This is a genomic window from Tateyamaria sp. 7Alg 36 (assembly GCF_059882455.1).
The window spans coordinates 2,375,883-2,399,974 of record NZ_CM187613.1; the positions used below are offsets into that span (position 1 = coordinate 2,375,883).

General features: G+C 60.2%; 21 protein-coding genes and 1 pseudogene. 8 read left to right on the forward strand and 14 right to left on the reverse strand.

Annotated elements, in window-relative coordinates; all coding sequences use genetic code 11:
• Positions 1-48 precede the first annotated feature (48 nt).
• The 3 genes from AC6GQJ_RS11630 to AC6GQJ_RS11640 form a co-directional block, all read right to left on the reverse strand.
• Positions 49-1,437 carry a flagellin N-terminal helical domain-containing protein gene (locus tag AC6GQJ_RS11630; RefSeq protein WP_500768376.1) on the reverse strand — a complete coding sequence of 463 codons (1,389 nt, stop codon included), beginning with the start codon at positions 1,435-1,437 and terminating at the stop codon, positions 49-51.
• Positions 1,438-1,641: 204 nt separating this feature from the next.
• Positions 1,642-2,001: a flagellar biosynthesis protein FlgN gene (locus AC6GQJ_RS11635; protein WP_500768378.1), complete on the reverse strand. Its 360-nt coding sequence runs from the start codon at positions 1,999-2,001 to the stop codon at positions 1,642-1,644.
• The gene (locus AC6GQJ_RS11640) at positions 1,994-2,272 is read right to left on the reverse strand and encodes a rod-binding protein (RefSeq protein ID WP_500768380.1); all 279 of its coding nucleotides are present in this window, start codon (positions 2,270-2,272) and stop codon (positions 1,994-1,996) included. The genes AC6GQJ_RS11635 and AC6GQJ_RS11640 overlap by 8 nt, the downstream gene beginning before the upstream one ends.
• 16 nt (positions 2,273-2,288) lie before the next feature.
• Between AC6GQJ_RS11640 and AC6GQJ_RS11645 the strand changes: the two genes are divergently transcribed.
• Both AC6GQJ_RS11645 and AC6GQJ_RS11650 read left to right on the forward strand, forming a co-directional pair.
• Positions 2,289-4,037, forward strand: a complete 1,749-nt coding sequence (locus tag AC6GQJ_RS11645) for a flagellar hook-length control protein FliK (protein ID WP_500768382.1) — start codon at positions 2,289-2,291, stop codon at positions 4,035-4,037.
• Positions 4,038-4,042: 5 nt separating this feature from the next.
• Positions 4,043-4,702, forward strand: coding sequence for a flagellar hook capping FlgD N-terminal domain-containing protein (locus tag AC6GQJ_RS11650; RefSeq protein WP_500768384.1), 660 nt, complete (start codon positions 4,043-4,045; stop codon positions 4,700-4,702).
• On the opposite strand, the gene AC6GQJ_RS11655 is transcribed toward AC6GQJ_RS11650, so the two are convergent.
• The 5 genes from AC6GQJ_RS11655 to AC6GQJ_RS11675 form a co-directional block, all read right to left on the reverse strand.
• The gene (locus tag AC6GQJ_RS11655; RefSeq protein ID WP_500768386.1) at positions 4,699-6,018 is read right to left on the reverse strand and encodes an NAD(P)/FAD-dependent oxidoreductase; all 1,320 of its coding nucleotides are present in this window, start codon (positions 6,016-6,018) and stop codon (positions 4,699-4,701) included. The two genes, AC6GQJ_RS11650 and AC6GQJ_RS11655, sit on opposite strands and share 4 nt — an antisense overlap.
• On the reverse strand, positions 6,015-6,833 hold the full coding sequence (locus AC6GQJ_RS11660) for an ABC transporter permease subunit (RefSeq protein ID WP_500768388.1): 819 nt from the start codon (positions 6,831-6,833) through the stop codon (positions 6,015-6,017). The genes AC6GQJ_RS11655 and AC6GQJ_RS11660 overlap by 4 nt, the downstream gene beginning before the upstream one ends.
• A complete protein-coding gene (locus tag AC6GQJ_RS11665; RefSeq protein ID WP_500768390.1) occupies positions 6,830-7,705 on the reverse strand; it encodes an ABC transporter permease subunit in 876 nt (291 codons plus the stop codon). The genes AC6GQJ_RS11660 and AC6GQJ_RS11665 overlap by 4 nt, the downstream gene beginning before the upstream one ends.
• Complete coding sequence (locus AC6GQJ_RS11670) at positions 7,702-9,069, reverse strand: ABC transporter ATP-binding protein (protein WP_500768392.1); 1,368 nt, start codon at positions 9,067-9,069, stop codon at positions 7,702-7,704. The genes AC6GQJ_RS11665 and AC6GQJ_RS11670 overlap by 4 nt, the downstream gene beginning before the upstream one ends.
• 61 nt (positions 9,070-9,130) lie before the next feature.
• Positions 9,131-10,213 (reverse strand): polyamine ABC transporter substrate-binding protein, encoded by a 1,083-nt coding sequence (locus AC6GQJ_RS11675; protein WP_500768394.1) that lies wholly within the window; start codon positions 10,211-10,213, stop codon positions 9,131-9,133.
• A 144-nt stretch (positions 10,214-10,357) separates the two neighbouring features.
• Here AC6GQJ_RS11675 and AC6GQJ_RS11680 point away from each other — a divergent pair, with 144 nt between their 5' ends.
• From AC6GQJ_RS11680 to AC6GQJ_RS11705, 6 genes and pseudogenes are all read left to right on the forward strand, one after another.
• Positions 10,358-11,755, forward strand: a complete 1,398-nt coding sequence (locus AC6GQJ_RS11680; RefSeq protein WP_500768396.1) for an aspartate aminotransferase family protein — start codon at positions 10,358-10,360, stop codon at positions 11,753-11,755.
• A gap of 246 nt (positions 11,756-12,001) precedes the next feature.
• Complete coding sequence (locus tag AC6GQJ_RS11685; protein WP_500768398.1) at positions 12,002-13,102, forward strand: ABC transporter ATP-binding protein; 1,101 nt, start codon at positions 12,002-12,004, stop codon at positions 13,100-13,102.
• An 84-nt stretch (positions 13,103-13,186) separates the two neighbouring features.
• Positions 13,187-14,296, forward strand: coding sequence for an extracellular solute-binding protein (locus tag AC6GQJ_RS11690; RefSeq protein WP_500768400.1), 1,110 nt, complete (start codon positions 13,187-13,189; stop codon positions 14,294-14,296).
• A gap of 97 nt (positions 14,297-14,393) precedes the next feature.
• The gene (locus AC6GQJ_RS11695) at positions 14,394-14,681 is read left to right on the forward strand and encodes a DUF1330 domain-containing protein (RefSeq protein WP_500768402.1); all 288 of its coding nucleotides are present in this window, start codon (positions 14,394-14,396) and stop codon (positions 14,679-14,681) included.
• A gap of 3 nt (positions 14,682-14,684) precedes the next feature.
• The gene (locus AC6GQJ_RS11700; protein WP_500768404.1) at positions 14,685-16,322 is read left to right on the forward strand and encodes an ABC transporter permease; all 1,638 of its coding nucleotides are present in this window, start codon (positions 14,685-14,687) and stop codon (positions 16,320-16,322) included.
• Positions 16,323-16,333: 11 nt separating this feature from the next.
• Positions 16,334-17,212: pseudogene (locus tag AC6GQJ_RS11705) on the forward strand (ABC transporter permease); the annotation flags it as partial.
• 89 nt (positions 17,213-17,301) lie between these two features.
• Here AC6GQJ_RS11705 and AC6GQJ_RS11710 read toward each other — a convergent pair.
• From AC6GQJ_RS11710 to dapE, 6 genes are all read right to left on the reverse strand, one after another.
• Entirely contained in the window at positions 17,302-18,657 is a 1,356-nt protein-coding gene (locus AC6GQJ_RS11710; RefSeq protein ID WP_500768406.1) for a lytic murein transglycosylase, read from the reverse strand.
• Positions 18,658-18,719: 62 nt separating this feature from the next.
• Positions 18,720-19,451, reverse strand: a complete 732-nt coding sequence (locus AC6GQJ_RS11715) for a helix-turn-helix transcriptional regulator (RefSeq protein WP_500768408.1) — start codon at positions 19,449-19,451, stop codon at positions 18,720-18,722.
• 62 nt (positions 19,452-19,513) lie between these two features.
• A complete protein-coding gene (gene rnr / locus AC6GQJ_RS11720) occupies positions 19,514-21,766 on the reverse strand; it encodes a ribonuclease R (protein WP_500768410.1) in 2,253 nt (750 codons plus the stop codon).
• Positions 21,767-21,797: 31 nt separating this feature from the next.
• Complete coding sequence (locus tag AC6GQJ_RS11725; protein WP_500768412.1) at positions 21,798-22,367, reverse strand: TIGR04282 family arsenosugar biosynthesis glycosyltransferase; 570 nt, start codon at positions 22,365-22,367, stop codon at positions 21,798-21,800.
• Positions 22,364-22,786, reverse strand: coding sequence for a GNAT family N-acetyltransferase (locus AC6GQJ_RS11730; protein WP_500768414.1), 423 nt, complete (start codon positions 22,784-22,786; stop codon positions 22,364-22,366). Before AC6GQJ_RS11730 ends, AC6GQJ_RS11725 begins: the two co-directional genes overlap by 4 nt.
• On the reverse strand, positions 22,783-23,928 hold the full coding sequence (gene dapE, locus AC6GQJ_RS11735; protein WP_500768416.1) for a succinyl-diaminopimelate desuccinylase: 1,146 nt from the start codon (positions 23,926-23,928) through the stop codon (positions 22,783-22,785). The genes AC6GQJ_RS11730 and dapE overlap by 4 nt, the downstream gene beginning before the upstream one ends.
• Positions 23,929-24,092 lie beyond the last annotated feature (164 nt).

Consider the following 24,092-nt stretch of genomic DNA (forward strand, 5'->3'; position numbering starts at 1 on the left):
AACCGAAGGAAACGAGGCGCCAATGGGTCGGCGCCTCGCTCAGTTACCTTACCGGAACAGCGACAGGATCGACTGCGGCGCTTGGTTCGCAATCGACAGCGACTGAACGCCAAGCTGCTGTTGGGTTTGCAGCGCCTGAAGGCGGGCAGACACTTCTTCCATGTCCGCATCGACAAGAGAACCGATGCCCGACTTCAGCGAATCCGACAGCTTGCTGACGAATTCAGACTGCGTTTCGATCCGGTTTTGTACGGAACCGAAAGCCGCAGATGCGTCGATCGATTGCTGGATCAGACCGTCAATGGCGGTCAACGCACCCGTTGCGTTCTGAGTGACGTCGATGGTGGAAAGCGCGCCAAGGCCACCGGAAGACGCATTTGTCCCAGGTGTACCGCCCTGCGTGATCTGTGCGCTAAAGTTAATCGCGGCACCGGAGGAGTTCGTGATCTGAATCTCGTTCTGGTTCACATCACCCGCAGTGTTTGTGGTCGAGTTGACAGCGGCGGAATAGTCACCTGACTCCGTGGCCGCCCCGAAAAATGCGTTGATCTGGCTGGCCAGTTCATTCGCCACATCGGTGGTTGCATCAGATTCGGACGCCACATAGCTGAACGTGCGCGCGCCAGTGGTTGTCCCGCCACCCACGACATTGATCTCAAGATCGCTGAGGTAGATTTGGTAGGTCGCACCTGCTTGAACTTCGTTCACAGAGAACGACGCGCTGGTACTGTTGGCCAGCACAGTTGGCGCGTTCGTACCTTCATCGGTCAGGTCATCATTCTCGAAATATGTGACGACTGCAGAGCCGGTCGTATCTGCGTCTTCAGCAACGGTCGTATTGTTCAGAACGGTGAACGCTGCATCAGCGAGAGCAGTCGATGTCGCGCCATCTGCAGTACCAAGAACGGCTGTCGCCGTTGAGTCAGTTACGGACAAGTTCTGACGCACAACGTCGATGGTGCTGGAAGACACGGTGCCGTCTGTGTTGCGGTCCAGCGACGACAGGATTTTCATGTCAACCGAGCTGGAACCATCAATCAGGTTTTGACCGTTGAATTGCGCCGCGCCGACAACCGACCCGATTTGTTCTGTCAGGGCGGTAATGTCGGCCTGAATAGCGTCGCGATCAACGTTTTCTTCTTGTGCGGCAACGATCCGCCCCTTCATCTCGGTCAGCAGATCCGTGATGGTTTCTGAGGCGTTTGCGGCGACGGCGACTGTACCATCACCCAAGGACAGGCTTTCGGACACGGCCTTGAAGCCGGATACATCCGATTCCATGACCTTGGAAATCGCCCATACGGCAGAGTTGTCTTTCGCGCTGGCAATAGACTTACCAGTAGAGATTTCGGCCTGCGTCATAGACAGGTTTTTGTTGATGGATTTCAGCGTTTGCAGCGCCACCATTGCGCTGTTGTTTGTAAGAATGCTCGACATGTGCATTTCCTTTTGTCGCGGCGCTTTGCGCCTTGGGTTACGTTCCGCCGCCGTGTGGGGCGGACCTGTTGCCATTCTGACAAATGCTGCCCCCATGATCGGGGTCATGCGCCACCCTTTCGAGTGCAAGCGGACCATGCCCTCTATTTAGCTAACGGTTTCCTAAGCGCCGCCGCCGAGATCCAGCGCATTTTATTCAACTGATCACGCGCGCTTTTCGACCGAGCCTATGCTGCCGAGATCTGCGGTTTGTTTGCGTCCGGTCGAATCGTAAGTGTCCAGCGATTGGCGCACGCGCCGGATGGCCGCCAGCCGCCGCGCAACAGACCTGATTCCATCCAGAGCGCTATCCAGCAGCACCTGATTGCGCGCGACCTTGTCATACAGATGTTCAAGCGGTGCGCGCGTATCGAACTCCATCCGGTTCAACGCATCAATCAGCGCCTCTTTTCGTGTGCTGAGCCGTACAAGGTCATCAAGGTTGCCCTGCAACAGCGCCGCCCGTTCGGCGTCCAGCAGGTCATCCAGCGCGTCGAGCGCCGCCTGCCGATCCTCATTACGCATTTTGCCGCTCCTTCAAGGCATTGAACAGCGCTTCGGCTAATCCGACACCGCCTGCGGCAACCATTTCTTCGGCCTGCGCTTGAACAAGGAAGGACGAAAACTGGTCCTCACCTGCGCCGCCGCCATTGGCCTGTTGCGTCTTGCCCAAACCGGCCGACTTCAACATCTCTGCAAGGAACGTCGCCTCAAGCTTTTCTGCCGCCACGCGCAACGCGGCATCACGCTGACCGGGGGCGGGCAGGCCAGTGCGATCTGTCGGGGTCAATTGCATCGCAACTTCCTTTCAATTGGATCAATTTTTCTCAGCATGCCTGCCAAGCAGTAAAGAACCGGTAACCATCGACCGTCATAACCTGAGCAACGTGGAAGAAATCCCGGAGCGTATTATGACAATGACGATACTATCGGCTTTGACCAAAGGATCGGGTCCGCCTGCGTCGGCGGGTCAGGGCGATTCTGGTGAGGGTAAGGCGAACTTGTTTGCCGAAGTATTTTCGGCGCGAGATGTTGAGCCGAGTGCGGCTGGTGGTGCTCTGAAGAACGGGATGTCGCTTGGCGACGTGCCGGAGCCAGATGCTGATATTATCGTTGTGCCGCAAGCGGACTTGGCTAAAGATGCGCCTGTACCCTTTGCGGATGAAGTGAAGGAGGTGGGCGTCCTGCCTACTAAAACGCCTTCTATGTTCGAAGATGGCACGCCTGTGCGTGAGGGGGCCGACGATACCGAGACGGTCGAAGAGGGCGTCCTGACACTCAAAGTAAAGGGTAGTCGTAGTAGCCAAATCGGCGAAGCGAATGCCGCCCAGACTGCGGCCTCATTTGTCGAGACAGCCCAACAGATAACAGTTGCACCAGTGGCTCGTCCGAATGCACAGAGTGCCGCCAAGGCGCAGCTGACTGAGAGCGCCGCGAAACATGCCGCGGCAGAGGGTGTTTCTGTCACCCAAGTTAGCGCTTTTGCTGCCAAGCGGGTTGTGGAAAATATCCCGACAGAACAGCCCAAAGTTCTAATGAGCGTACTAAAAAAAGCGCAATCGGTGCCGCACGATGGCGCCTCCATATCTTCCAGAGCGTCCTCCAACACGGCTGAAACTCAGACCGGTGACCGAGCCGATCCCAAGCCGGTCAGCCCTTCCGAGGGCCAACACGTGCTGAGTGTCGCATACGGCAAAACTGTTCCGGTTGCCGATGAGGGTCAGTCGCTTGCAGGCGCGGCTGAGATTGACGAGCTGCCAGCCAACAAGCCGGCAGTGCCATTGTCTGCTTTAGAGCGTCATTTGCGGGGCCGTGCTGCGGTTATGCCTGCGCAAAACGCTCCCCACAATATGGCCGCCGCGTCGCTGACATTGACGCCGGAAATCGGTCCGCAAATCGTTAGGGAAGCTCCGCGCTTTGTTGGCGTGGAGGGCATGACCGCAAATTTGCCCCGCGCTGCGCTGGTAACCGACAAGCCCGATATGCCGGTTCTCATTTCGGCCACACCTTTGAATCTGCGGGAGGTCGTTAAAAGCGGCGCGGATGCAAAGAGTGGTATCTTGAACGCCGTAGATGCCTTGCACGGTGACACTCCATTCGGCACCGGCGCTACATCATCTATTGCGACCCATACTACTGCCCCCATTCGAACCGAACATGCCGCCCATGTGATGCAGCAGGTTGGCGAACAGGTCCGCACTTTGTCGGGCAACAAGATCGAAATTGCGCTAAGCCCGCTTGAGTTGGGGCGCGTGCGCATTGTCCTCAGCCCCTCTGACGCGGGTCTGAGTGTCAGCGTGTTGGCCGAACGGCCTGAGACTTTGGATCTGATGCGACGGCATATCGACGATTTGGGCGAAACGCTGTCCAATATGGGGTACGAGGATATCGCGTTTTCGTTCGGTCAGAACGAGCAGACGTCCGGCGATGAAACCTTCGGCGGTGACGACCGCCAGAACCCTGACATGTCCGGCGCTCTCGATACTGCGACCGTTCCATCCCCCACATTACTTCCACAGCTTTCTGCCGCGCATGCGGATGGCATTGATATGAGGTTCTAACCAATATGGATATTCTTTCCGCCCCAAGTGCCACGAGTGCTGCCACCGCGGCGACTGCATCATCAGGTTCAGTCCTCAGTTCGGATTTCGAGGTGTTTCTAAAAATGCTTACGGCGCAGGCCGAGTATCAGGACCCGTTAGAGCCGATTGATTCGTCTGAATACGCGGCCCAGCTTGCGCAATTCTCGATGGTGGAACAGCAGGTCACGACCAATGATCTGATGGAGCAGATGCTATCGGCCCTTGGCGCAAACGATATGGCGAGCGCGGCCAATTGGATCGGGATGGAGGCATTGGTGGAAGGTCCTGCAAAGTTCGAAGGCGCGCCGATAACCATTGCCCCTAACCCGCCCATTGCTGCGGATGAGGTGACGCTGATTGTCACCAACCGGCAAGGTACCGAAGTGCAACGCGTGCCGATCCCCGTCGGGGCAGAGGCGTTTGACTGGGACGGCAAAACGGCAAGCGGGTCATCCTTGGCGCATGGCGAATACTCGTTCCAAGTCGAGAGCAAGGCGAATGGCGATGTCCTGACGGTCGATCCTGCACAGTTGTTTTCGCGCGTGACCGAGGCGCGGATTGATAACGGTTCAACCCTGCTGGTGCTGGAAAGCGGCTACATGATTCGTGCGAACAATGTTGTTGGCCTGCGTGAACCTGCCTAGGGACGCATGTCGTTCAATTGGAAGGCCGCATAAAGCGGTGGCATGATGGCTCGACGCCAGCGCCCCAACGGGAACCTGCCTGCGGGCGAATGAACGAATTCGGGGTAGGTCGCGGGCGTTTGACCTAGGGCGAGCTGGGCCAGTACGCGCCCCGCCAATGTGCCCATGGCGACCCCGTTGCCGTGAAAGGCAAAACCGGCAAGGATATGCGGTGCATCCGGCACCGGCCCGATGAATGGTACCTGTCCCCGTGATAGGCAAACCATACCGGACCATGCATGCGTGACCTCGACCCCCGCCCACGCGGGGAACATGGCGCGGAAATCTGCGGCAACAGCGGCGCGTGCTTTTGCTTCGGCCGGCGGGGAAGACAGAACGCCCCCGCGCATCCCGAACAGGAAACGCCGGTCCGGCATCAGGCGGAAGTAGTGTAAGAGGCGACGGCTGTCATAGGCCATCTGGCTTGTGGTCCACCCTTGGGCCGACAGCTCTGCGTCGGTCAGGGGGCGTGTCACCATGACGGTGGACTGCGCGGGCATGTAGCGCGCGGCCAGCCAAGGCGGGATGTCCTCGCTTGAATAGCCGTTGGTGGCGAGGATCACGCGGTCGGCTTTGACGCGTCCTGCGGGCGTTTCGACGCCCGTTTTGGTGATCCGCGTCACGGGCGTTTGGTCAAACAGGCGCGCGCCTTGTGCCGTCGCGGCCCGTGCCAGTCCCGCCACATATTTTCGCGGGTTCAGCGCAAAGCCGACAGGCGTGGTGAGGCCGCCGTGAAACGGGCCGGACATGCTTTGGGCGGACAGATCGCGGCGGTCGAGCACACTGGCGGTAACGCCATAGTTTTCCTTTGTCCGCACGACCTCCGCCTCGAAACTGCGTGCGTCCTTGGGGCGGTGTGCAAGAAGGGTTTCCCCGATCGAGTGCCGGTCCACATCAAGGCCGAGGTCGGCGATCAGCCCCTCGGCACAGTCCACTGCGGCCTTTTCCGCGCGCCGCCATGCGATGCGCTGGGCCGTGCCGTATCTGCGGTCTAGCATCGTGTCTGATGCCATTGCGCCACCCAGACAGCAGAACCCGCCGTTGCGCCCCGACGCGCCCCAGCCAACGGCGTTCGCTTCGACCACCACGACCGACGCACCCGCTTTGGCCAGATGATAGGCCGCTGAAAGGCCGGTAAAGCCCGCGCCAACGATCACCACGTCGCAGGTGATGTTGCCCCGCAACACCGGATTTGCGGGGATCTCGACAGTTTCGTCCCACCAGCAACCCGTGCGCGGGCCAGCGCCGTAGGCGTAGTCGGAAAAGATGCGTTTCATTGTGCGCGCGCGGCGTTCTGTTCATCCCGCATGGCCCGCAACGCTGCCTGCTTGCTGGCAAGCGATGCCGCGATCACGCCGATGGTTACCAACCCGATCAGAATACTGCTGAGCGCGTTGATCTGCGGACTGACGCCCAATCGTACCGACGACCAGATCTTCATCGGCAGGGTCGTCGCAGAGGGACCAGAGGTGAAAGAGGCGATGACAAGGTCATCAAGGCTGAGGGTAAAGGCCAGCAGCCAGCCCGAGATGACCGCAGGTGCGATGATGGGCAGGGTGATCAGGCGGAACGCCTCGAAAGCTGACGCGCCAAGGTCCAGCGCGGCCTCTTCCAGCGATTGATCGAACGTCATCAAACGCGAGGACACAACAACTGACACAAAGCACATGGAAAACGTGGTGTGCGCGAGAACAATGGTTAGCACGCCACGATCCATGCCCAGCCCGATGAACAGCAGCAGCAGCGACAGGCCCGTGATCACTTCGGGCATGACAAGCGGCGCGTAGATCATACCGGAAAACAGGGTGCGCCCGAAAAACCGCCCCCCGCGCACCAGCACATAGGCGGCCATCGTGCCAAGGACCGTCGCGATGGTGGAGGAGATGACCGCCACACGCAGCGTCACCCACGCCGCATCAAGAAACGCCTCGTTGCTCAGCAACTCGCCATACCATTTGGTCGAGAATCCGGCCCAGACCGTGACCAGCTTGGAGGCGTTGAAGCTGTAGATCACGAGGATCAGCATCGGCACGTAGAGAAACACAAAGCCGAGTGTCAGGGACACGACGTTGAAAGGACTCAGGCGGTTCATTTCTCGGCCTCCGCCTGACGTTGTTCGTTACGCTGGAACAGCACGATGGGAATGATCAGGATCAGCAGCAGGATCACAGCCACAGCTGACGCAACAGGCCAGTCGCGGTTCGAGAAGAACTCTTCGAACAACACCTTGCCGATCATCAACGTGCCCGAGCCTCCCAGAAGTGACGGGATGACGAATTCGCCAAGGGCCGGAATGAACACAAGGAAGCTGCCCGCGATGATCCCGTTCTTCGACAGGGGAATGGTGATCATCCAGAACGCTTTGAGGCGCGAACACCCCAAATCTTCGGCGGCTTCGATCAGCGATCCGTCCAGACGATCAAGCGCGGAATAAATCGGCAGGATCATGAACGGCAGATAGGTGTACACGATGCCGATATAGACGGCAATGTTGGTGTTCAGCAGGGTCAGCGGTTCCGAGATCACGCCGGTCCACATCAGGAACTGGTTCAGGAACCCTTCGCCCGACAGAATGCCGATCCATGCATAAACGCGGATCAGGAACGAGGTCCAGAACGGCAGGATTACCAGCATCAGCAGCGTCGGGCGCCACTGTTCGGGCGACCGCGCCATCGCATAGGCCATGGGATAGCCGACGCACAGCGTCAGAACCGTAGAGATCAGCGCGATCCGCAAGGAGCTGAGGTAGGCCTTCCAGTACAAATCATCCTGCGTCAAAAACACGAAGTTCTCGAAATCCAGCGCCGACAGCATCTCCCAAATGCCGTCCTTGGCCGTGGGCGTATAGGGCGGAATGGCCAGCGCAATGTCGGACAGGGAAATCTTGAACACGACCGCAAAGGGGATGAGGAACAGCGCCAGCAGCCACAGGTACGGCACCGCTATGAGGACTGCGCGCCTCATCTGTCCAACACGACCCCTGCGGTGCCTGTCCAACTGACCCACACGTTGTCTTCCCACGTGATATCGCGGCGCGAGATGCGGCGCGTGTTAGCGGTTTGCGCCTTGATCATGAGGCCGTTTTCAAGCTCCACATGGTAGGTCGACAGGTTGCCGAGATAGGCGATGTCGATCACCTTGCCGCGCAGCGCGTTCACCGCGTCGGGTTGGGCTTTCGAGATCGTCACTTTTTCAGGGCGCAGGGCAAGTTTGACAGTTTTTCCATCAAGGGCCGCGTCGCCATCCAGTGCGATCAGGGGCGGTTGCCCCTCGGCCCATTCGATGGCGATGCCGCCTTCGGGGATGTCACTGCTGGTGGCGGTGCCCGCATCATCCGTGCGGTCGGGGGGCGGCAGTTGCGGCACAGGTTCGACGCGCGGGCCGATCACGGGGGCCAGTACCTTGTCATGCAGCCACATACCTACGGCGTTCGGTTGCGGGGTGCGTGTGTCTGTTGGTGTTTCGGGCGTTGTTTCATCCGTCGGGTCCGACGGCTCCGACGGCACGGGCGCGTCTTGCGGCGCGGCGGCGGCCGCGGTCGTTTGCCTGATGCGCGCGGTGCCTTCGATCAGGGTCACATCCCCGATGAAATCGGCCACATAGGCTGTGCGCGGTGCCTCGTAAATCTGTTGTGGTGTGTCGACCTGCATGATGCGGCCTTCGTCCATCACGGCGACACGGCTGGCGACGGTCATTGCCTCTTCTTGGTCGTGGGTGACGATGACAAAGGTGGTGCCGGTCTTTTCCTGAATGTCCATCAGTTCGAACTGCGTCGCCTCGCGCAGCTTTGCATCCAGCGCGCCGAGCGGTTCATCCAGCAGCAGCAGTTTCGGGGCCTTGGCAAGCGATCGCGCAAGTGCCACGCGTTGCCGTTGGCCGCCCGAGATCTGGTGCGGTTTGCGGCGGGCGAATTTTTCAAGCCGCGTGAGCTTCAGCATCTCGCCGACACGGGCAGCGATGGCGTCCTTGTCGCGGCTTTCGCGGCGCAGGCCAAAGGCGATATTGTCCCAGACGGTCAGATGCGGGAACAGCGCATAAGACTGGAACATCATGTTCACGGCGCGCTTGTTCGGCGGCACGGCGGCGATGTCCTTGCCCGACAGTTCGATGCTGCCTGTGGTGGGCGTTTCGAACCCTGCCAGCATGCGCATCATCGTTGTCTTGCCACAGCCTGACGGTCCCAGCAGGGCAAAGAATTCCCGCTCGTAGATATCAAGGGTCAGGTCATCAATCGCGGTAAAGTCGCCAAAGCGTTTGGTGACATTGCGAAACCGGATAAGCGGTTTCTCCTGCGGGTCGTCCCAGGGGGCGAATACAGTCTCTGCCAAGGGGATTCCGATCAAAATTGAACTGGGCGCGGGGATCGTCCCCGCGCCCCAAGGGCAGTGGTTAGGTGCCCGATTTTACCTTGGTCCACATGCGTGTGACGGTCCGCTGAGTGCGGGCGTCATAGGGCGATGTGGTGTACAGGTTTTCCAGCGTCGCCGCGTCAGGATAGATCGCGGTGTCCTCGATCACGTCGGCCTCAAGGAACTCCTGGCTCGCGAGGTTGCCGTTGGCGTAGTAGACATAGTTCGATGCCGCCGCCATGTTCTGCGCGTCCATGATGAAGTTCAGGAATGTGTGTGCCGCTTCGGGGTTCGGGGCGTCGACAGGAATGGCCATGTTGTCGAACCACATCTGCGCGCCTTCCTTGGGCGCGTAATATTCGATGGTTACGCCGTTGTCGGCCTCGGCCGCGCGGTCGCGCGCCTGGAGCACATCACCGGACCAGCCCACAGCCACACAGATGTCACCGTTGGCCAGCGCGTTGATATATTCCGAGCTGTGGAATTTCTGCACGTAAGGCGCGATGGCCGTCAGCACCGGCTCGGCCTTGGCAATGGTTTCGGCGTCTGTCGCATCGGGCGCTTCACCAAGATAGGCAAGAGCCGCGGGAATCATCTCGGCAGGGGCGTCTAGGATATGCACGCCGCAGTCCTGCAGTTTTTCCATGTTGGCCGGATCAAACACGAGGGCGAGCGAATCCACAGGCGCATCTTCGCCCAGCACTTCTTTGACCTTGTCGATGTTCACACCGATTCCGGTCGTGCCCCACATGTAGTTGATCGCATATTCGTTGCCGGGGTCGTATTTCGACACGCGGTCGGAAATCACGTCCCACATGTTGTCGAGGTTGGGCAGCTTGGATTTGTCCAATTTCTGGAACGCGCCTGCGCTGATCTGGCGTTGCAGGAACGTGCCGGTTGGCACAACCACGTCATAGCCCGAAGACCCTGCCAACATCTTGGTTTCCAGCACTTCGTTGCTGTCAAAGACGTCATAGACAAGGTCGATTCCAGTTTCTTCTTCGAACTTGGTCAGCAACTCTTCGTCGATATAGTCGGACCAGTTGTATACGCGCACTTCTTCGGCCGTCGCAGCGCCCGCAAGGGCGACAACTGCCGTTGTGCTCAGCATCAGATTTCTCATTGTGTACTCCCGTAAATCGCCCGTTTGCCGGGTCGACGTTCATGAAAACAAGTTTTAAGTCAGGCGTCCAGCGGGATTGCACGTGCCGCATTGACGGCGCGTGGTTTGCCCATATTCTCGGCATAGTTTTACTCAGAGGTTTCCATGCCCGCCATCACAAATCACATGCCCACGGCTGATCTTCAGGCGTTGGATGCAGCGCACCATATGCACCCGTTCACCACGAACGATGAACTGGCGTCCAAAGGCGCGCGGATCATCACGCGGGCCAAGGGCGTGTACCTGCACGACTCGGAAGGAAACGAGATTCTGGACGGTATGGCGGGCCTTTGGTGCGTCAATGTCGGCTATGGCCGCGAGGAAATGGCCGAGGTCGCCGCCCGCCAGATGCGCGAACTGCCGTTCTACAACACGTTCTTCATGACCTCGCACGTGCCTGCCATCGCGCTGTCGTCCAAACTTGCCGAACTGGCCCCCGATGATCTGAACCACGTGTTCTTCGCGGGGTCTGGGTCAGAGGCGAACGATACGAATATCCGCATGGTGCGCACCTATTGGGCCGCTAAGGGCAAGCCGACCAAGTCGATCATCATCAGCCGCAAGAATGCCTATCACGGGTCGTCCGTAGGGTCCGGCAGTCTGGGTGGTATGACGCCCATGCACGGGCAGGGCGGCTTGCCGATTCCGGACGTACATCACATCAACGAACCGAACTGGTGGGCGGATGGCGGCGACATGGATCGCGATGCTTTCGGTCTGGCCCGTGCCCGCGAGCTGGAAGAGGCGATTCTGTTCCACGGAGAGGACCGGATCGCGGCCTTTATCGCCGAGCCGATCCAAGGTGCTGGCGGCGTGATCATCCCGCCCGATACCTACTGGCCGGAAATCCAGCGGATTTGCGACAAATACGAGATCCTGCTGATAGCGGACGAGGTTATCTGCGGCTTTGGCCGTACCGGTAACTGGTTCGGCAGCCAGACCATGGGGATCAAGCCGCACATCATGACCATCGCCAAGGGGCTCAGCTCTGGCTACCAGCCGATTGGTGGGTCGATTGTGTGCGACAAGGTGGCCGAGGTCATCAACGGGGTCGAGTTCAACCACGGCTACACCTATTCCGGCCACCCCGTGGCCAGTGCGGTTGCGTTGGAAAACCTGCGCATTCTGGAAGAGGAAGACGTGCTGGGCCATGTGCGCAATGTCGCCGCGCCTGCCCTGCACGAAATGTGGCATGGTCTGGCGGATCATCCGCTGGTGGGGGAAACCACCATTGTCGGGATGATGGGATCACTGGCGCTGACACCGCACAAGGACAGCCGCGCCAAGTTCGCAATGGATGCAGGCACCGCCGGATATATGTGCCGCGAACGGTGTTTCGCGAACAATCTGGTGATGCGCCACGTGGGCGACCGCATGGTCATTTCGCCCCCTCTGGTCATCACCCCCGAAGAGATCGCGGAGTTCGGTCGGCGCGCCCGCAAGGCGCTGGATGAATGCCACATGATCCTCAAGGAAAAGGACATGATGCGCGCTGCCGTTTAAATAGGCGCCGCATCAAAAATGGGCAAAGGCTGCGGGGTAAACGTGGCCTTTGCTGCCGAATCCCCATCGAAAATGTCACGTCCGCCGCTGTGCCAGTGCCTAATTTTCCATGTGTTTTCCGTTAAAAATCGTCTGTTTCGCAGATATCTCCCGTTTTCCGCACTACTTGGTTGCAACATGGGCACTGTCGCGTTTTACATGAGGTAACAGGCGGACAACCGCCGGACAGACAACGGGGAGCCAATTTTGGCCGATAGTGCGACCGACAATGCGTTCGTCGAATTTGAGCGCGTGCAAAAGAGCTATGACGGTGAAAATCTTGTCGTCAAAGATCTGAACCTTTCCATGCCCAAGGGCGAGTTTCTGACAATGCTTGGGCCATCGGGGTCCGGTAAAACCACCTGCCTGATGATGCTTGCGGGGTTTGAAACAGCCACCCATGGCGACATCCGGTTGGACGGTGTGTCGATCAACAACATCCCGCCGCACAAGCGCGGCATTGGCATGGTGTTCCAGAACTACGCCCTGTTCCCGCATATGACCGTGGCCGAAAACCTCAGCTTTCCGCTTGAGGTGCGCAAGATCGGCAAGTCCGATCGCGAAGCCAAGGTAATGCGTGCACTCGGCATGGTGCAGATGCAGGATTTCGCGGGCCGTCGCCCCGCCCAACTGTCGGGTGGTCAGCAGCAGCGGATCGCATTGGCCCGTGCGCTGGTGTTCGAACCTGAACTGGTTCTGATGGACGAACCTCTGGGCGCGCTCGACAAACAGCTCCGCGAAACGCTGCAATTCGAAATCACGCGTCTGGCGCATGACCTGGGGATCACCACGGTTTACGTGACCCACGACCAGACCGAAGCGTTGACCATGTCCGACCGCGTCGCCGTGTTCGACGATGGCCGCATCCAGCAGCTTGCGCCGCCGGACCAGTTGTATGAAGAACCGCAAAACAGCTTTGTTGCCCAGTTCATCGGTGAAAATAACACGCTGATGGGGGTGATCGAAAAGATCAAAGGTGACACCTGCGAAGTGCGTCTTGATGACGGTAGCGTCATTGATGCCAAGCCGATCAACGTCACCGAAGTCGGTCAGCGCACCCGCGTTTCGATCCGCCCCGAGCGGGTCGAGATCGACAAGGGCCGCCTTGACCCAGAGGCGCATACACTCAAGGCCGAAGTGCTTGAGTTCATCTATATGGGCGACATTTTCCGCACACGTCTGCGGGTTGCGGGCAATGATGACTTTGTCATCAAGACTCGTAACGCCCCCGACCAGATCCGTCTGACACCCGGTGCACAGATCGACATCGGTTGGATGCCGGAAGATTGCCGGGCTCTCGACGCCTGAGCACGAAACGAGGGCGATGGACGCAGCCCGAAGTCCAGCCTTCAACACTCAACAATTACGGGCTTTAACAATGGGAGTACGACCATGAAACTCACCAAGACCCTTTTGGCCACAACAGCGCTGACAGTTGCTTCGGGCACTGCATTCGCTGACGGCCACATGGCCAGCGACATGACTCTTGTCAGCTGGGGTGGCGCATACCAAGCCAGCCAGCAAAACGCATATGTCGCGCCATATCTCGAAATGAACGAAGGCGTGTCCTCTGTTTGGGACGAAAGCTCGGCCGAGGCCGTGGCCAAACTGCGCGCCATGAACGAAGCGGGCAACGTCACGTGGGACGTCGTTGACGTTGTTGCGGCAGACGCGATCCGCCTGTGCGACGAAGGCCTTGCGCTGGAAATCGACGCCGACGAACAGCTTGCTGCGGCACCCGATGGCACATCCGCGTCGGACGACTTCGGTGACCTGCTGGTCAGCGACTGCTTTATCCCGCAGATCGTCTATTCGACCACATTCGGCTATCGCACCGATTTGGTTGGCGACACACCGCCAACATCCGTCTGCGCCGTGTTCGACACCGAAGCCTATCCTGGCAAGCGCAGCCTCGAAAAGCGTCCAATCAACAACATGGAATGGGCTCTGCTCTGTGACGGCGTTGCAAAAGACGAAGTCTATGACGTTCTGGCAACCCCAGAAGGTCAAGACCAAGCGCTGGCCAAACTCGACACGATCAAAGGCGACGTGATCTGGTGGTCTGCGGGTGCGGATACACCCCAGTTGCTGGCAGACGGCGAAGTCATCATGGGTTCGACCTATAACGGTCGCCTGTTCGCCGCCATTGAAGAGCAAGACCAGCCCATCGCCATGCTGTGGGACGCGCAGGTGTTCGACCTTGACGGTTGGATCATCCCAACGGGCCTGAGCCCCGAGCGTGAAGCCCGTGCACTGGACTTCGTCAAATTCGCGACAGACACACAGCGTCTGGCGGATCAGGCCAAGTACATCAGCTACGGCCCCGCACGTGCATCGTCCGCACCTTTGGTCGGTCAGCACGCGGAGCTGGGTATCGACATGGCGCCACACATGCCAACCGATCCCAACAACGCGACGAACACGTTCCTCTATAACTACGAGTTCTGGGCGGACTATCGCGACGATATCGACGCGAAATTCCAAGCGTGGCTGGCTCAATAAGCCACTAGCGCGGGGCGCGGGGTAACCCTCGCCCCCCTCACGGCACAAGACGCAAGGCGGCAGATGCGCCGCCTTGCCATCCCCTTCGGAGGCACTGATGCCCAAAGGCTATATCATCGGCCACATTACAGTGAACGATCCCGAGGCGTACAAAGAGTACGTTGAAAAGGACACGCCGATCCTGTTGCGTCTGGGCGCTGTTCCCATTGTACGCGGCGGTCAGGCCACCGTTATGGAAGGCGAGACACAGAACCGTCACGTCATCTTCGAATTTCCGTCTTATGAGGCCGCGCTCGCTGCCTATAACGACCCCGATTATCAAGAGGTGGCCAAGATCCGTCACCGCACCGCCACCAGCACCATCATCGTAGTCGAAGGGACCTGAACCATGGCCGAAGCTGTGCTTGCCGCCGATGGCACCCCCCTGAAACGCAGTCTGGCCCGCGCCTTGCGCCGTCAAAAACTGCGCGCACTGGGGCTGATCGCGCCCCTCCTGATCTTTGTCCTGATCACCTTTATCGTGCCGATTGCGTCGATGCTGTTCCGGTCGGTCGAAAACGATATCGTGCAGAATACCCTGCCCGACACCGTTGCCGCCCTTGCCTCATGGGATGCGAATACCGGCGAAACGCCTGATCCCGATGTTTACGAGGCGATGTATTTCGATATGTTCCTTGCCGCCGAGGCCAAGCGTCATACCCGCCTTGGCACGCGCCTTAACTACGAACAAACTGGCCTGTCCTCGCTGTTCCGCCAGACGGGCCGCGCCTTGGATGATGTGGGCAAGGACGTTCAAAAGCCGCTGGAAAAGCTGAACCCAGCGTGGAAAGACGGCGAGACGTGGTACGAGATTTTCAACAGCAGCGACCTGATTGATACCGGATTGCTGGCCAGTTCCCGCGCCCGCGTGGCCGCGCTGACTGATCAACCCGCGGGCGGTGACATCAATTTCGCGCCAAGCGCGGCCGCCTCTCAGGTGCTGCCGAAGACGGCCAAGGTCTATGCCGCTTGGGCGGTCTACACCGCCACCCAAGATGGCCGTGACCCTGCCAAGCGCGATCCATGGGAAGATACCGCTGCGGCCCTTGCCACCGATCTGCAAACAGCTGACCTGTCCTCCTATTCCGGCCCCGGTGCCGACCTGCTGCGCGAGGCGCAGGCCGCCAACCTTCCGGCGCCCGACTACAAGGCCGCCTTTGCCGAGATCGACGAAGAATGGGCCACGCTCGTGCCGTGGAAAACGCTGCAAACCTATTCTGCGAAATACACGCCGGGTTATTTCCTGAATGCGGTCGATGCGCAGCTGACACCCGAAGGCATGGCATGGCAGCCCGAAGACAAGCAAATCCTGCTCAAGCTGTTTGGCCGCACGATCTGGATGTCGATGCTGATCATGTGTTCCTGCATCGCCTTGGGCTATCCGATTGCATGGCTGCTAGCCAACCTGCCGATGCGTCAGGCGAACCTGCTGCTGATCCTCGTGCTGCTGCCGTTCTGGACATCGCTGCTGGTGCGAACCTCGGCGTGGAAAGTGATGCTGCAACAACAAGGGGTGATCAACGATGTACTGGTCTGGATCGGGCTGGTCGGTGACGACAGCCGGCTCATCATGATCAACAACCAGTTCGGCACGATTGTGTCGATGACCCACATCCTGCTGCCGTTCATGATCCTACCGATGTATTCGGTGATGCAGACGATCCAGCCAAGCTACCTCCGCGCGGCCAAGTCGCTGGGCGCCACAAACTGGACCGCGTTCTGGCGGGTCTATTTCCCGCAGTCGATCCCCGGTATCGGGGCGGGCTCGATCCTCGTGTTCATCCTCGCCATCGGCTACTACATCACGCCGGAAATCGTAGGCGGCACCAAGGGCGTCTTCATCTCGAACCGAATCGCCTACCACATTTCGTCTTCGCTCAACTGGGGCCTTGCGGCTGCACTTGGGACGATCCTGCTGGCCGCTGTGCTGGTGCTCTATTGGGCCTATGACAAGATCGTGGGCATCGACAACGTGAAGCTGGGGTAACGACCATGGGACTTCCACCATATGCCACAACAGGTCAACGGATCTGGTATTACGGCTTCCGTGTCATTTGCGGGCTGATCTTCTTCTTCCTTGTTGCGCCGATTGTCGTGGTCATGCCGCTGTCGTTCAACGCGCAGGATTTCTTTACCTTCACGCCGGAAATGCTGCGGTTTGATCCCGAAGGCTACTCACTCAAACACTACGAGGATTTCTTCACCAATCCGCAGTGGCAACTGGCGATGAAGAACTCGCTGATCATCGCGCCAATTGCGACAATCATCTCGGTTTCGCTCGGCACGCTGGCCGCGATCGGCCTGTCGCAATCCCATGTCCCGTTCAAAGGGACAATCATGGCCATCCTGATCTCGCCAATGATCGTGCCGCTGATCATCTCGGCCACGGGCATGTTCTTTTTCTACTCGTCCCTAGGCAATTGGATGGAAAACACACTGGGCCTCGACAAAGGCTTTGTGGGCTACGTCAAGGTCATCCTCGCCCACGCCGTGCTCGGCATTCCGTTCGTGATCATCACCGTCACCGCAACACTGGTCGGCTTTGACCGCTCGCTCACACGCGCAGCGGCCAATATGGGCGCAGGGCCGGTAACGACCTTCTTCCGCGTGCAGATGCCCCTGATCCTGCCCGGCGTGATCTCGGGCGGCCTGTTCGCCTTTATTACCTCGTTTGACGAGGTGGTCGTGGTCCTCTTTGTCGGCTCTGCCAGCCAGAAGACCCTGCCATGGCAGATGTTCATCGGCCTGCGCGAACAGATCAGCCCGACCATCCTCGCGGTCGCGACGATCCTCGTGGCGATCTCTATCTGTTTGCTCACAACCGTCGAACTGCTCCGTCGACGCAGCGAACGCCTGCGCGGCATGTCACCGGGCTAACCCTTCTTTTGGCTAGAAATACTGTGGGGGAGTCCGCAAGGACGGGGGTGAAACCCCCTAAAGCCTCGCGTGGCGCAGCCGCATTCGGATTACCGCAGTTTCTGCAGCAGGCTCAACGAGGCATAGCCATCCGCCGTCAGCCCGCGTGACTGCTGGAACCGTCGCACGGCGTCCAGCGTGTTTGGGCCGATCCGGCCATCCACGCCTTGGGTGTTATACCCCGCCATGGTCAGGCGTTCCTGCATCTCCTTGCGCTCGGAAAAGGTCAGCGCCCGATCATCCCGTGGCCATGCCGCGGCGATGGTGGGGCGCCCCTTGATCCGGTCGCTCAGATGGCCGACCCCGATCACATAGGCATCTGCTGCGTTATAGCGTTCGATGACGCTGAAATTCTTGAACACCATAAACGCGGCCCCGCGACTGCCCGCAGGCAGCAGGATCGACGCCTCGCCGTGGTTGGGAACGGCGCGCCCGTCCGCACCGACCACGCCAAGGCGCGCCCATGCGTCGGGCGTGCGTTTGATCTTGCGCGATGCCATGGTAAAATCGAACTGCGCGGGAAGTTTGACCTCCACCCCCCATGGCTGTCCCTTGACCCAACCAAAGCGCGACAGATAGGCTGCGGTTGACGCAAGCGCATCGGTCGGATCATCCGACCAAATGTCCCGTTTGCCATCGCCACGGAAATCCACCGCATAGTCCAGATAAGACGTCGGGATGAACTGGGTATGCCCCATCGCGCCCGCCCATGATCCGGTCATGTTGCGCGGGGTGGTGTCGCCGTTTTGCAGGATCTTCAGTGCCGCAACCAGTTGCTGTTCAAAGAACGCGCCGCGCCGCCCGTCATAGGCCAATGTGGCGAGGCTCTGGATCACGTCGCTTTTGCCGCGATAGGTGCCATAGTTGCTTTCCAGCCCCCAGACCGCGACCACGACTTCTTTTTCAACGCCATAGCGCGCCTCGATCGCGTCCAGCGTCCGGCGGTGGGTGGTGACAGCCGCCTTGCCATTGCTGATCCGGCTGTCCGAGGCGGCGCTGTCCAGATAGTCCCAGATCGTTTTGGTGAATTCCGACTGGTTGCTATCGCGCTTGATGACGTCCGCGTCATAGCGCACGCCTGCAAAGGCGCGGTCAAAGGTTGTGCCGTTGATCCCTTGTGCCAAGGCGCGCCCACGAAACCCTGCGATCCAGCCTTGAAAGGCGGGGTCTTTGGGGGACGGGGCGGGGGTGGCCACTGCCGACGCAGCTGATCCAGCGGGGCGTAGTTGCGGGCGCAAAACGGCGCTGTCCGCAAAGGACAGGATGTCCGATGGCGCCGCGCGCGTCACCTCGGTCTGTTCGGGGCGCAGGGAGGGTCTGGTCGAAATCTCGGTCGCCTGCGCGCTGTCGGTTTGAACGAAAGTAAGGACGCTGCCAACGGCCCCAATGGTGACTGCCCACCGCATAATATGCCTCATGATCGCTTGTTTTTTTGTGCGTTGTTTCGAGCCTAGCAACAATTGGCGATTCAAGAAAGGGGCGCCTCCGCAGCCGCGCGAATCTTGGCCACATCCGCATCCTTCTGCCGCAGCAGCGCCAGATGATCGCGCAGCAGGGACACCCGATGGGGTCGAAAGCTTTGGTCGGTGATCTCAAGCGCATCCATCCGGTCCAGCCGGAACGTGCGGAAATCCTCACGCAGGTGGCACCATGCCAGCAACATGTTGGCGTCGTCGAAGAACACGATCCCCAGCGGCTTGACCATACGCTCGGTTTGCGCACCCAGACGGTCGCAATAGGCAAAGCGCACGCTGACTTCGTCCCACGCGGCCCGCCGAAGCGCACCCACGTCGATCAGGGGCTGTGCGCGGGGTCGGTAGCGGCGCGCATCCAGTACGGCATGTTGCAATCTGTGCGCCTGTTTGGGCGGTACGCGGGCCTGTATCTTGCTGAGTGCTGATGCCGCCGCCGCCGCCAGTGCCGGATCGGCGATGGCCGCCACGTTGCGCAGGCCCAGCACCAGCGCCTCCAACTCGTCACCCTCGAAACCCAAGGGGGGCAGGGTGGCATCCTCGATCAGGGTAAAGCCGAACCCCGCCTCTCCGTCGATGACGGCACCAAGGCCGCGCAATTCGTCAATGTCGCGGTAGATCGTGCGCAGGGACACGTCCATTTCATAGGCCAGAACCTGCGCCGTCATCGGCGGCGTCAGGCGGCGCATGGTTTGCATCAACTGGAACAGGCGGCGTGTGCGGGTCATGGTATGACCCTAGCACGCGCGGTGACAGAAATTGTCAGTAATGTTGCAATGGCCGCGCCGGATTACCGGTTGCGGCTTACTTTGCGTTTCACCTTGTCATTGCGGCGCTTGGACTTGGCGGCCTTCCTGCGCGGGCTGCGCCCTGCTGGGGACTGCCGGCCCTTGGGCAGCGATTTGCCATCCAGCGCCAACAGGTCCAGCGCGATGCCCCCCGTGACCGGCACGGCCTCGGCCAGACGTACGGTGGCGCGTTGTCCTACGCTGATCGTCAGTCCAGTGTCCGATCCCATCAACGTATTCGCCTCGCGGTCGAAATGGAAATATTCGGCCCCGATGGCGCGCATCGGCACAAGCCCGTCCGCGCCGCTGTCGTCCAGTTTTACAAAAATGCCGAACTTGGCGATTCCGGCCACGCGCCCCTCCATCTCGTCGCCCACGCGTTCGCTCAGATAGGCGGCAAGGTAGCGGTCGGTCGTGTCCCGTTCGGCCATCATCGAACGCCGTTCGGTGTCCGAAATATGCGTGCCGGTTTTTTCGAGGTTCTCGGCATCTTCGGGGCGCAGGCCGTCATTGCCCCAGCCATGGGCGGTGATCAGGGCGCGGTGCACGATCAGGTCGGCATAGCGCCGGATCGGAGAGGTGAAATGTGCGTAGTTGCGCAGCGCCAGACCGAAGTGACCAAAGTTGACAGGGCCGTAATAGGCCTGCGTCATCGACCGCAGCGTCGACAGGTTGATCAGTTCGGAATCGTCCGTCCCTTCGGCCTGCCGGAGCAGGCGGTTCAGATGCCCCGTCTTCAGCACCTGCCCTTTGGCAAGGGTCAGGCCCGCCGCTTGCGCCGTCTCGCGCAGGCTTTCCAGTTTTTCGGGGGCGGGTTCCTCGTGGTTGCGGAACAGCAGCGGCGACTTCTTCGCCACCAGCGTTTCGGCGGCGGCGACATTTGCCAGCACCATGAACTCTTCGATCAGGCGGTGCGCATCCAGACGGTCCTTGAAATTGACCGAGGATACCTTGCCATCCTCGCCCAGTACGATCTGGCGTTCGGGCAGGTCCAGTTCCAATGGCTCGCGCAGTTTGCGCGCCTCTAGCAGCGCGGCGTAAGCGGCATAAAGCGGCTTTAAAACAGGCTCTAACAAAGGCTTTGTGCGTTCGTTCGGGGTGCCGTCAATGGCGGCCTGCACTTCTTCATAGTTCAGCGATGCGGGCGATTGCATCAGGCCGCGATGGAAGTCGTGTGCGATCTTCTGGCCCTGCGCATCGATTTGCATGCGCACGGCGATACAGGCCCGCGGCACACCTTCGTGCAGCGAACACAGATCACCAGACAAACGGTCGGGCAGCATCGGCACCACACGGTCGGGGAAGTAGGTCGAATTCCCCCGCTTCTTCGCCTCGCGGTCCAGTGCCGATCCGGGCGTGACAGAGGCAGCAACGTCTGCAATCGCCACCCAGATGACATGCCCGCCCGCGTTCTTGGGATCGTCATCGGCATGGGCATAGCACGCGTCGTCGTGATCCCGCGCATCCCACGGGTCGATGGTGATAAGGGGCAAGTCGCGCAGATCCTCGCGCCCTTTCAGGCCCTTCGGTTTTTGCGCATCGGCTTCGGCGACCACTTCGTCGGGGAAGGAATCGGGAATGCCATGTTCGTGGATCGCAATCAGCGACACGGCCTTTGGCGCACCGGGATTGCCCAGTCGTTCGACAACACGGGCGCGTTGTAGCCCGATGCGGGATTTCGGCCCTGCCTGTTCGGCCTCGACCAGTTCGCCGTCCTTGGCACCGCCCGTGGCATCGGATGCGACGGACCATTCATTGCTGCTGCCCTTGTTCACGGGCAGAATGCGGCCCCCTTCGGCGGTCTTGCGGAAAACGCCCAGCACGCGGGCGGGGTTGGTTCCGATCCGGCGGATCAGACGCGCCTCGTAATTGTGATCATCGGCCTTGACCAATGTCAGGCGGGCCAGAATGCGGTCGCCCGCGCCAAGCGCGGGATCTGAGGCGCGCGGGATCACCAGAACACGCGGTTCGACCCCTGTGCCGTGCCATTCCATCGGACGTGCGAACAGATCGCCGTTTTCATCCGGCGGCGTCACCAGCAGCACGCTGACAGGCGGCAGGCGGTCGGGATCCTGATAGGTCTTTTTACGCTTTTCGATATGACCCTCCTCCGCCAACTCCTTGAGAAGGCGTTTGAGGTCAATCCGTGCAGCGCCTTTGATGCCGAAGGCTTTGGCGATGTCACGTTTGGCGGTCAGGGTCGGATTGGCGGCAATCCAGTCGAGGATTTCGGGCTTTGTCGGGATACGGGTCATAGACCTGAGGTAGCACGCGCACCCTATGTCGTCATGGCAAATCGTGCGCCCTGTCCACATCTGCCAGCGTATCGACCAAAGCGATGCGTTTTCCGGCGAACCGAGCGCGGCTGTCGGCCAGCGCGTGTTCGGTCGACCAGCGCACGTGATCCAGCGCATTTGGCCGGATATCAGTCCCTAACTTGGCCCCGATCAGCCAGTAGCCGCCATCGGGGGCAGGGCCAAAGACAACGTCGTGTCGTCCCAATGCAGCAAAAGCTTTGGCAACCTTGTCGCGGGTAATGTCGGGAATATCCGCGCCGATCACGCAAACAGGCCCGCGCGCGCGGCGCATCATCCGCGCCATCCGGTCCCCCAACGTGCCGCGCCCTTGTGGCCAACGGGCAAATCCGGCGGGCCAGCAGCGCGATTGCAGCCCTTCGATATCCGGTGCGACGGCCAGCACCACACGCCAGCGCGGATCTTCGATCTGGCGCAGCAGGCGGGCGACCTGATGGCGGAACCACCACGTCGCCGCGACGGCGCCGATGTCGCGGCCAAGGCGTGTCTTCACGCGCCCCACGCGGGGGACTTTGACCATGACAACCAGTGTCGGAGTCAAAGCGGGCGTTCCATGTCGCGATGGTCAATGCCCGCATCGTCGTAAACAGGGCCATAGGCGGTAAACCCGAGCTTTTCATAAAAGGCGAGGGCATGCATCTGCGCGCCAAGTTTGGCTGTGGTGACGCCATCCTGCGCACGCGCAACGTCGAGGCAAGCGTTGATCAGCGCCGCGCCCAAGCCGGTGCCTCGGGCTTGCTTCAGGACGCACACCCGCCCGATTTTGGCGACGGTACCAGTCACTAATATGCGCGCACAGCCCATTGGTGTGCCGTCGAGGGTTGCGAGAATGTGCAAGGCATCCCCATCGCGCCCGTCCATCTCTTCGGCCTCGCTCACGCCTTGTTCTTCGATAAAGACGGTGCGGCGCAGGCCGTGGCAGGTCTTCAGATCATCGGTCTGCGTAATCTCGATTGTCATGCGAAATAGTCTCTGAGGATGCGGGAATAGATGGCTTTGAGCTGGTCGATATGGGCGACGTTCACGTGCTCATCAACCTTGTGCATGGACTGACCCACCAACCCGAATTCCACCACGGGGCAGTGATCTTTGACAAAGCGCGCGTCGGACGTCCCGCCGCTGGTGCTGAGAACGGGCGCGACGCCGGTTTCCGCCTTGACCGCGCGGGCGACAAGGTCGGACAGTTCGCCCGGTGGGGTCAGGAAGCTTTCGCCCGAGACTTTCACTTTCATGTCGATCTCGACGCCATAGGCAGTCGCGACGGCATCGGCCTGCGCTTGTAACCAAGCGGTCAGCGCCGCGCCGGCGTGGGTGTCGTTGAACCGGATGTTCACGGTGGCGCGGGCTTGTGCGGGAATGACATTGGTGGCCGGATTGCCGGTGTCGACCGTGACAATGGCAAGGGTCGAGGCATCGAAATGGTCGTTGCCTTTATCCAGTTCGTGGGTGGCAAGCTGGTCCATCAGGCGCATCAGTGGGGGCAGGGGGTTCTTGGCGCGGTGCGGGTAGGCCGAGTGCCCTTGCACACCGGTCACAGTGAACCACGCGGTCATCGACCCGCGCCGCCCGATCTTCATCATCTCGCCCATGGTTTCAGGGCAGGTCGGCTCGCCCACAAGGCATACGCTCATCGCTTCGCCCGCGTTGTCCATATGCGCCAGCAAGGCGGTTGTGCCATCCGTGGCATCGCCTTCTTCGTCGCCGGTGATGGTGATGATGACGGCACCGTCAGGGGGCGTGTCGCGCACAAGGTCCACCGCCGCCGCGACAAAGGCTGCAACGCCTGATTTCATGTCGGTGGTGCCGCGCCCGTACATGATGCCGTCTTTGACCTCGGCACCGAAGGGGGGCATCGACCATGCCGCCGCGTCCCCGACCGGCACCACATCGGTGTGCCCGTTAAAGCCGAAACTGCGCGCATGCCCCTTTTCACCCCAGCGGGCAAAGAGGTTGCGGATGCCGCCACGGTCGGCCCACGCGCAGTCAAATCCCGCCTCGCTCAGCAACGCATGCAACACATCCAGCGCGCCGCCATCCTCTGGCGTGACAGAGGGGCAACGGACCAATTCAGCCGTCAATGCGACCGGATCAATGGGGGGCATGGAAACTCCTGACATAGGGATTGTGGCAAAAACGGCGCGTTTTCCACGCCTTGGGACAACAAGAGAGTTAACAGGAGGTTAATTCCTGTGCTAGGGTTCCTGCAATAATATGACCCGAGGCAGGGCATCAGCAGTCCGGTCGCCAACGTGCGACCACAAGAATG

What these genes read in the sequence shown, in the direction of transcription:
- AC6GQJ_RS11630 (WP_500768376.1), bottom strand. Translation starts at nt 1,437, where the DNA reads ATGTCGAGCATTCTTACAAACAACAGCGCAATGGTGGCGCTGCAAACG.
- AC6GQJ_RS11635 (WP_500768378.1), bottom strand. Translation starts at nt 2,001, where the DNA reads ATGCGTAATGAGGATCGGCAGGCGGCGCTCGACGCGCTGGATGACCTG.
- AC6GQJ_RS11640 (WP_500768380.1), bottom strand. Translation starts at nt 2,272, where the DNA reads ATGCAATTGACCCCGACAGATCGCACTGGCCTGCCCGCCCCCGGTCAG.
- AC6GQJ_RS11650 (WP_500768384.1), top strand. Translation starts at nt 4,043, where the DNA reads ATGGATATTCTTTCCGCCCCAAGTGCCACGAGTGCTGCCACCGCGGCG.
- AC6GQJ_RS11655 (WP_500768386.1), bottom strand. Translation starts at nt 6,018, where the DNA reads ATGAAACGCATCTTTTCCGACTACGCCTACGGCGCTGGCCCGCGCACG.
- AC6GQJ_RS11660 (WP_500768388.1), bottom strand. Translation starts at nt 6,833, where the DNA reads ATGAACCGCCTGAGTCCTTTCAACGTCGTGTCCCTGACACTCGGCTTT.
- AC6GQJ_RS11665 (WP_500768390.1), bottom strand. Translation starts at nt 7,705, where the DNA reads ATGAGGCGCGCAGTCCTCATAGCGGTGCCGTACCTGTGGCTGCTGGCG.
- AC6GQJ_RS11675 (WP_500768394.1), bottom strand. Translation starts at nt 10,213, where the DNA reads ATGAGAAATCTGATGCTGAGCACAACGGCAGTTGTCGCCCTTGCGGGC.
- AC6GQJ_RS11680 (WP_500768396.1), top strand. Translation starts at nt 10,358, where the DNA reads ATGCCCGCCATCACAAATCACATGCCCACGGCTGATCTTCAGGCGTTG.
- AC6GQJ_RS11690 (WP_500768400.1), top strand. Translation starts at nt 13,187, where the DNA reads ATGAAACTCACCAAGACCCTTTTGGCCACAACAGCGCTGACAGTTGCT.
- AC6GQJ_RS11695 (WP_500768402.1), top strand. Translation starts at nt 14,394, where the DNA reads ATGCCCAAAGGCTATATCATCGGCCACATTACAGTGAACGATCCCGAG.
- AC6GQJ_RS11700 (WP_500768404.1), top strand. Translation starts at nt 14,685, where the DNA reads ATGGCCGAAGCTGTGCTTGCCGCCGATGGCACCCCCCTGAAACGCAGT.
- AC6GQJ_RS11710 (WP_500768406.1), bottom strand. Translation starts at nt 18,657, where the DNA reads ATGCGGTGGGCAGTCACCATTGGGGCCGTTGGCAGCGTCCTTACTTTC.
- AC6GQJ_RS11715 (WP_500768408.1), bottom strand. Translation starts at nt 19,451, where the DNA reads ATGACCCGCACACGCCGCCTGTTCCAGTTGATGCAAACCATGCGCCGC.
- rnr (WP_500768410.1), bottom strand. Translation starts at nt 21,766, where the DNA reads ATGACCCGTATCCCGACAAAGCCCGAAATCCTCGACTGGATTGCCGCC.
- AC6GQJ_RS11730 (WP_500768414.1), bottom strand. Translation starts at nt 22,786, where the DNA reads ATGACAATCGAGATTACGCAGACCGATGATCTGAAGACCTGCCACGGC.
- dapE (WP_500768416.1), bottom strand. Translation starts at nt 23,928, where the DNA reads ATGCCCCCCATTGATCCGGTCGCATTGACGGCTGAATTGGTCCGTTGC.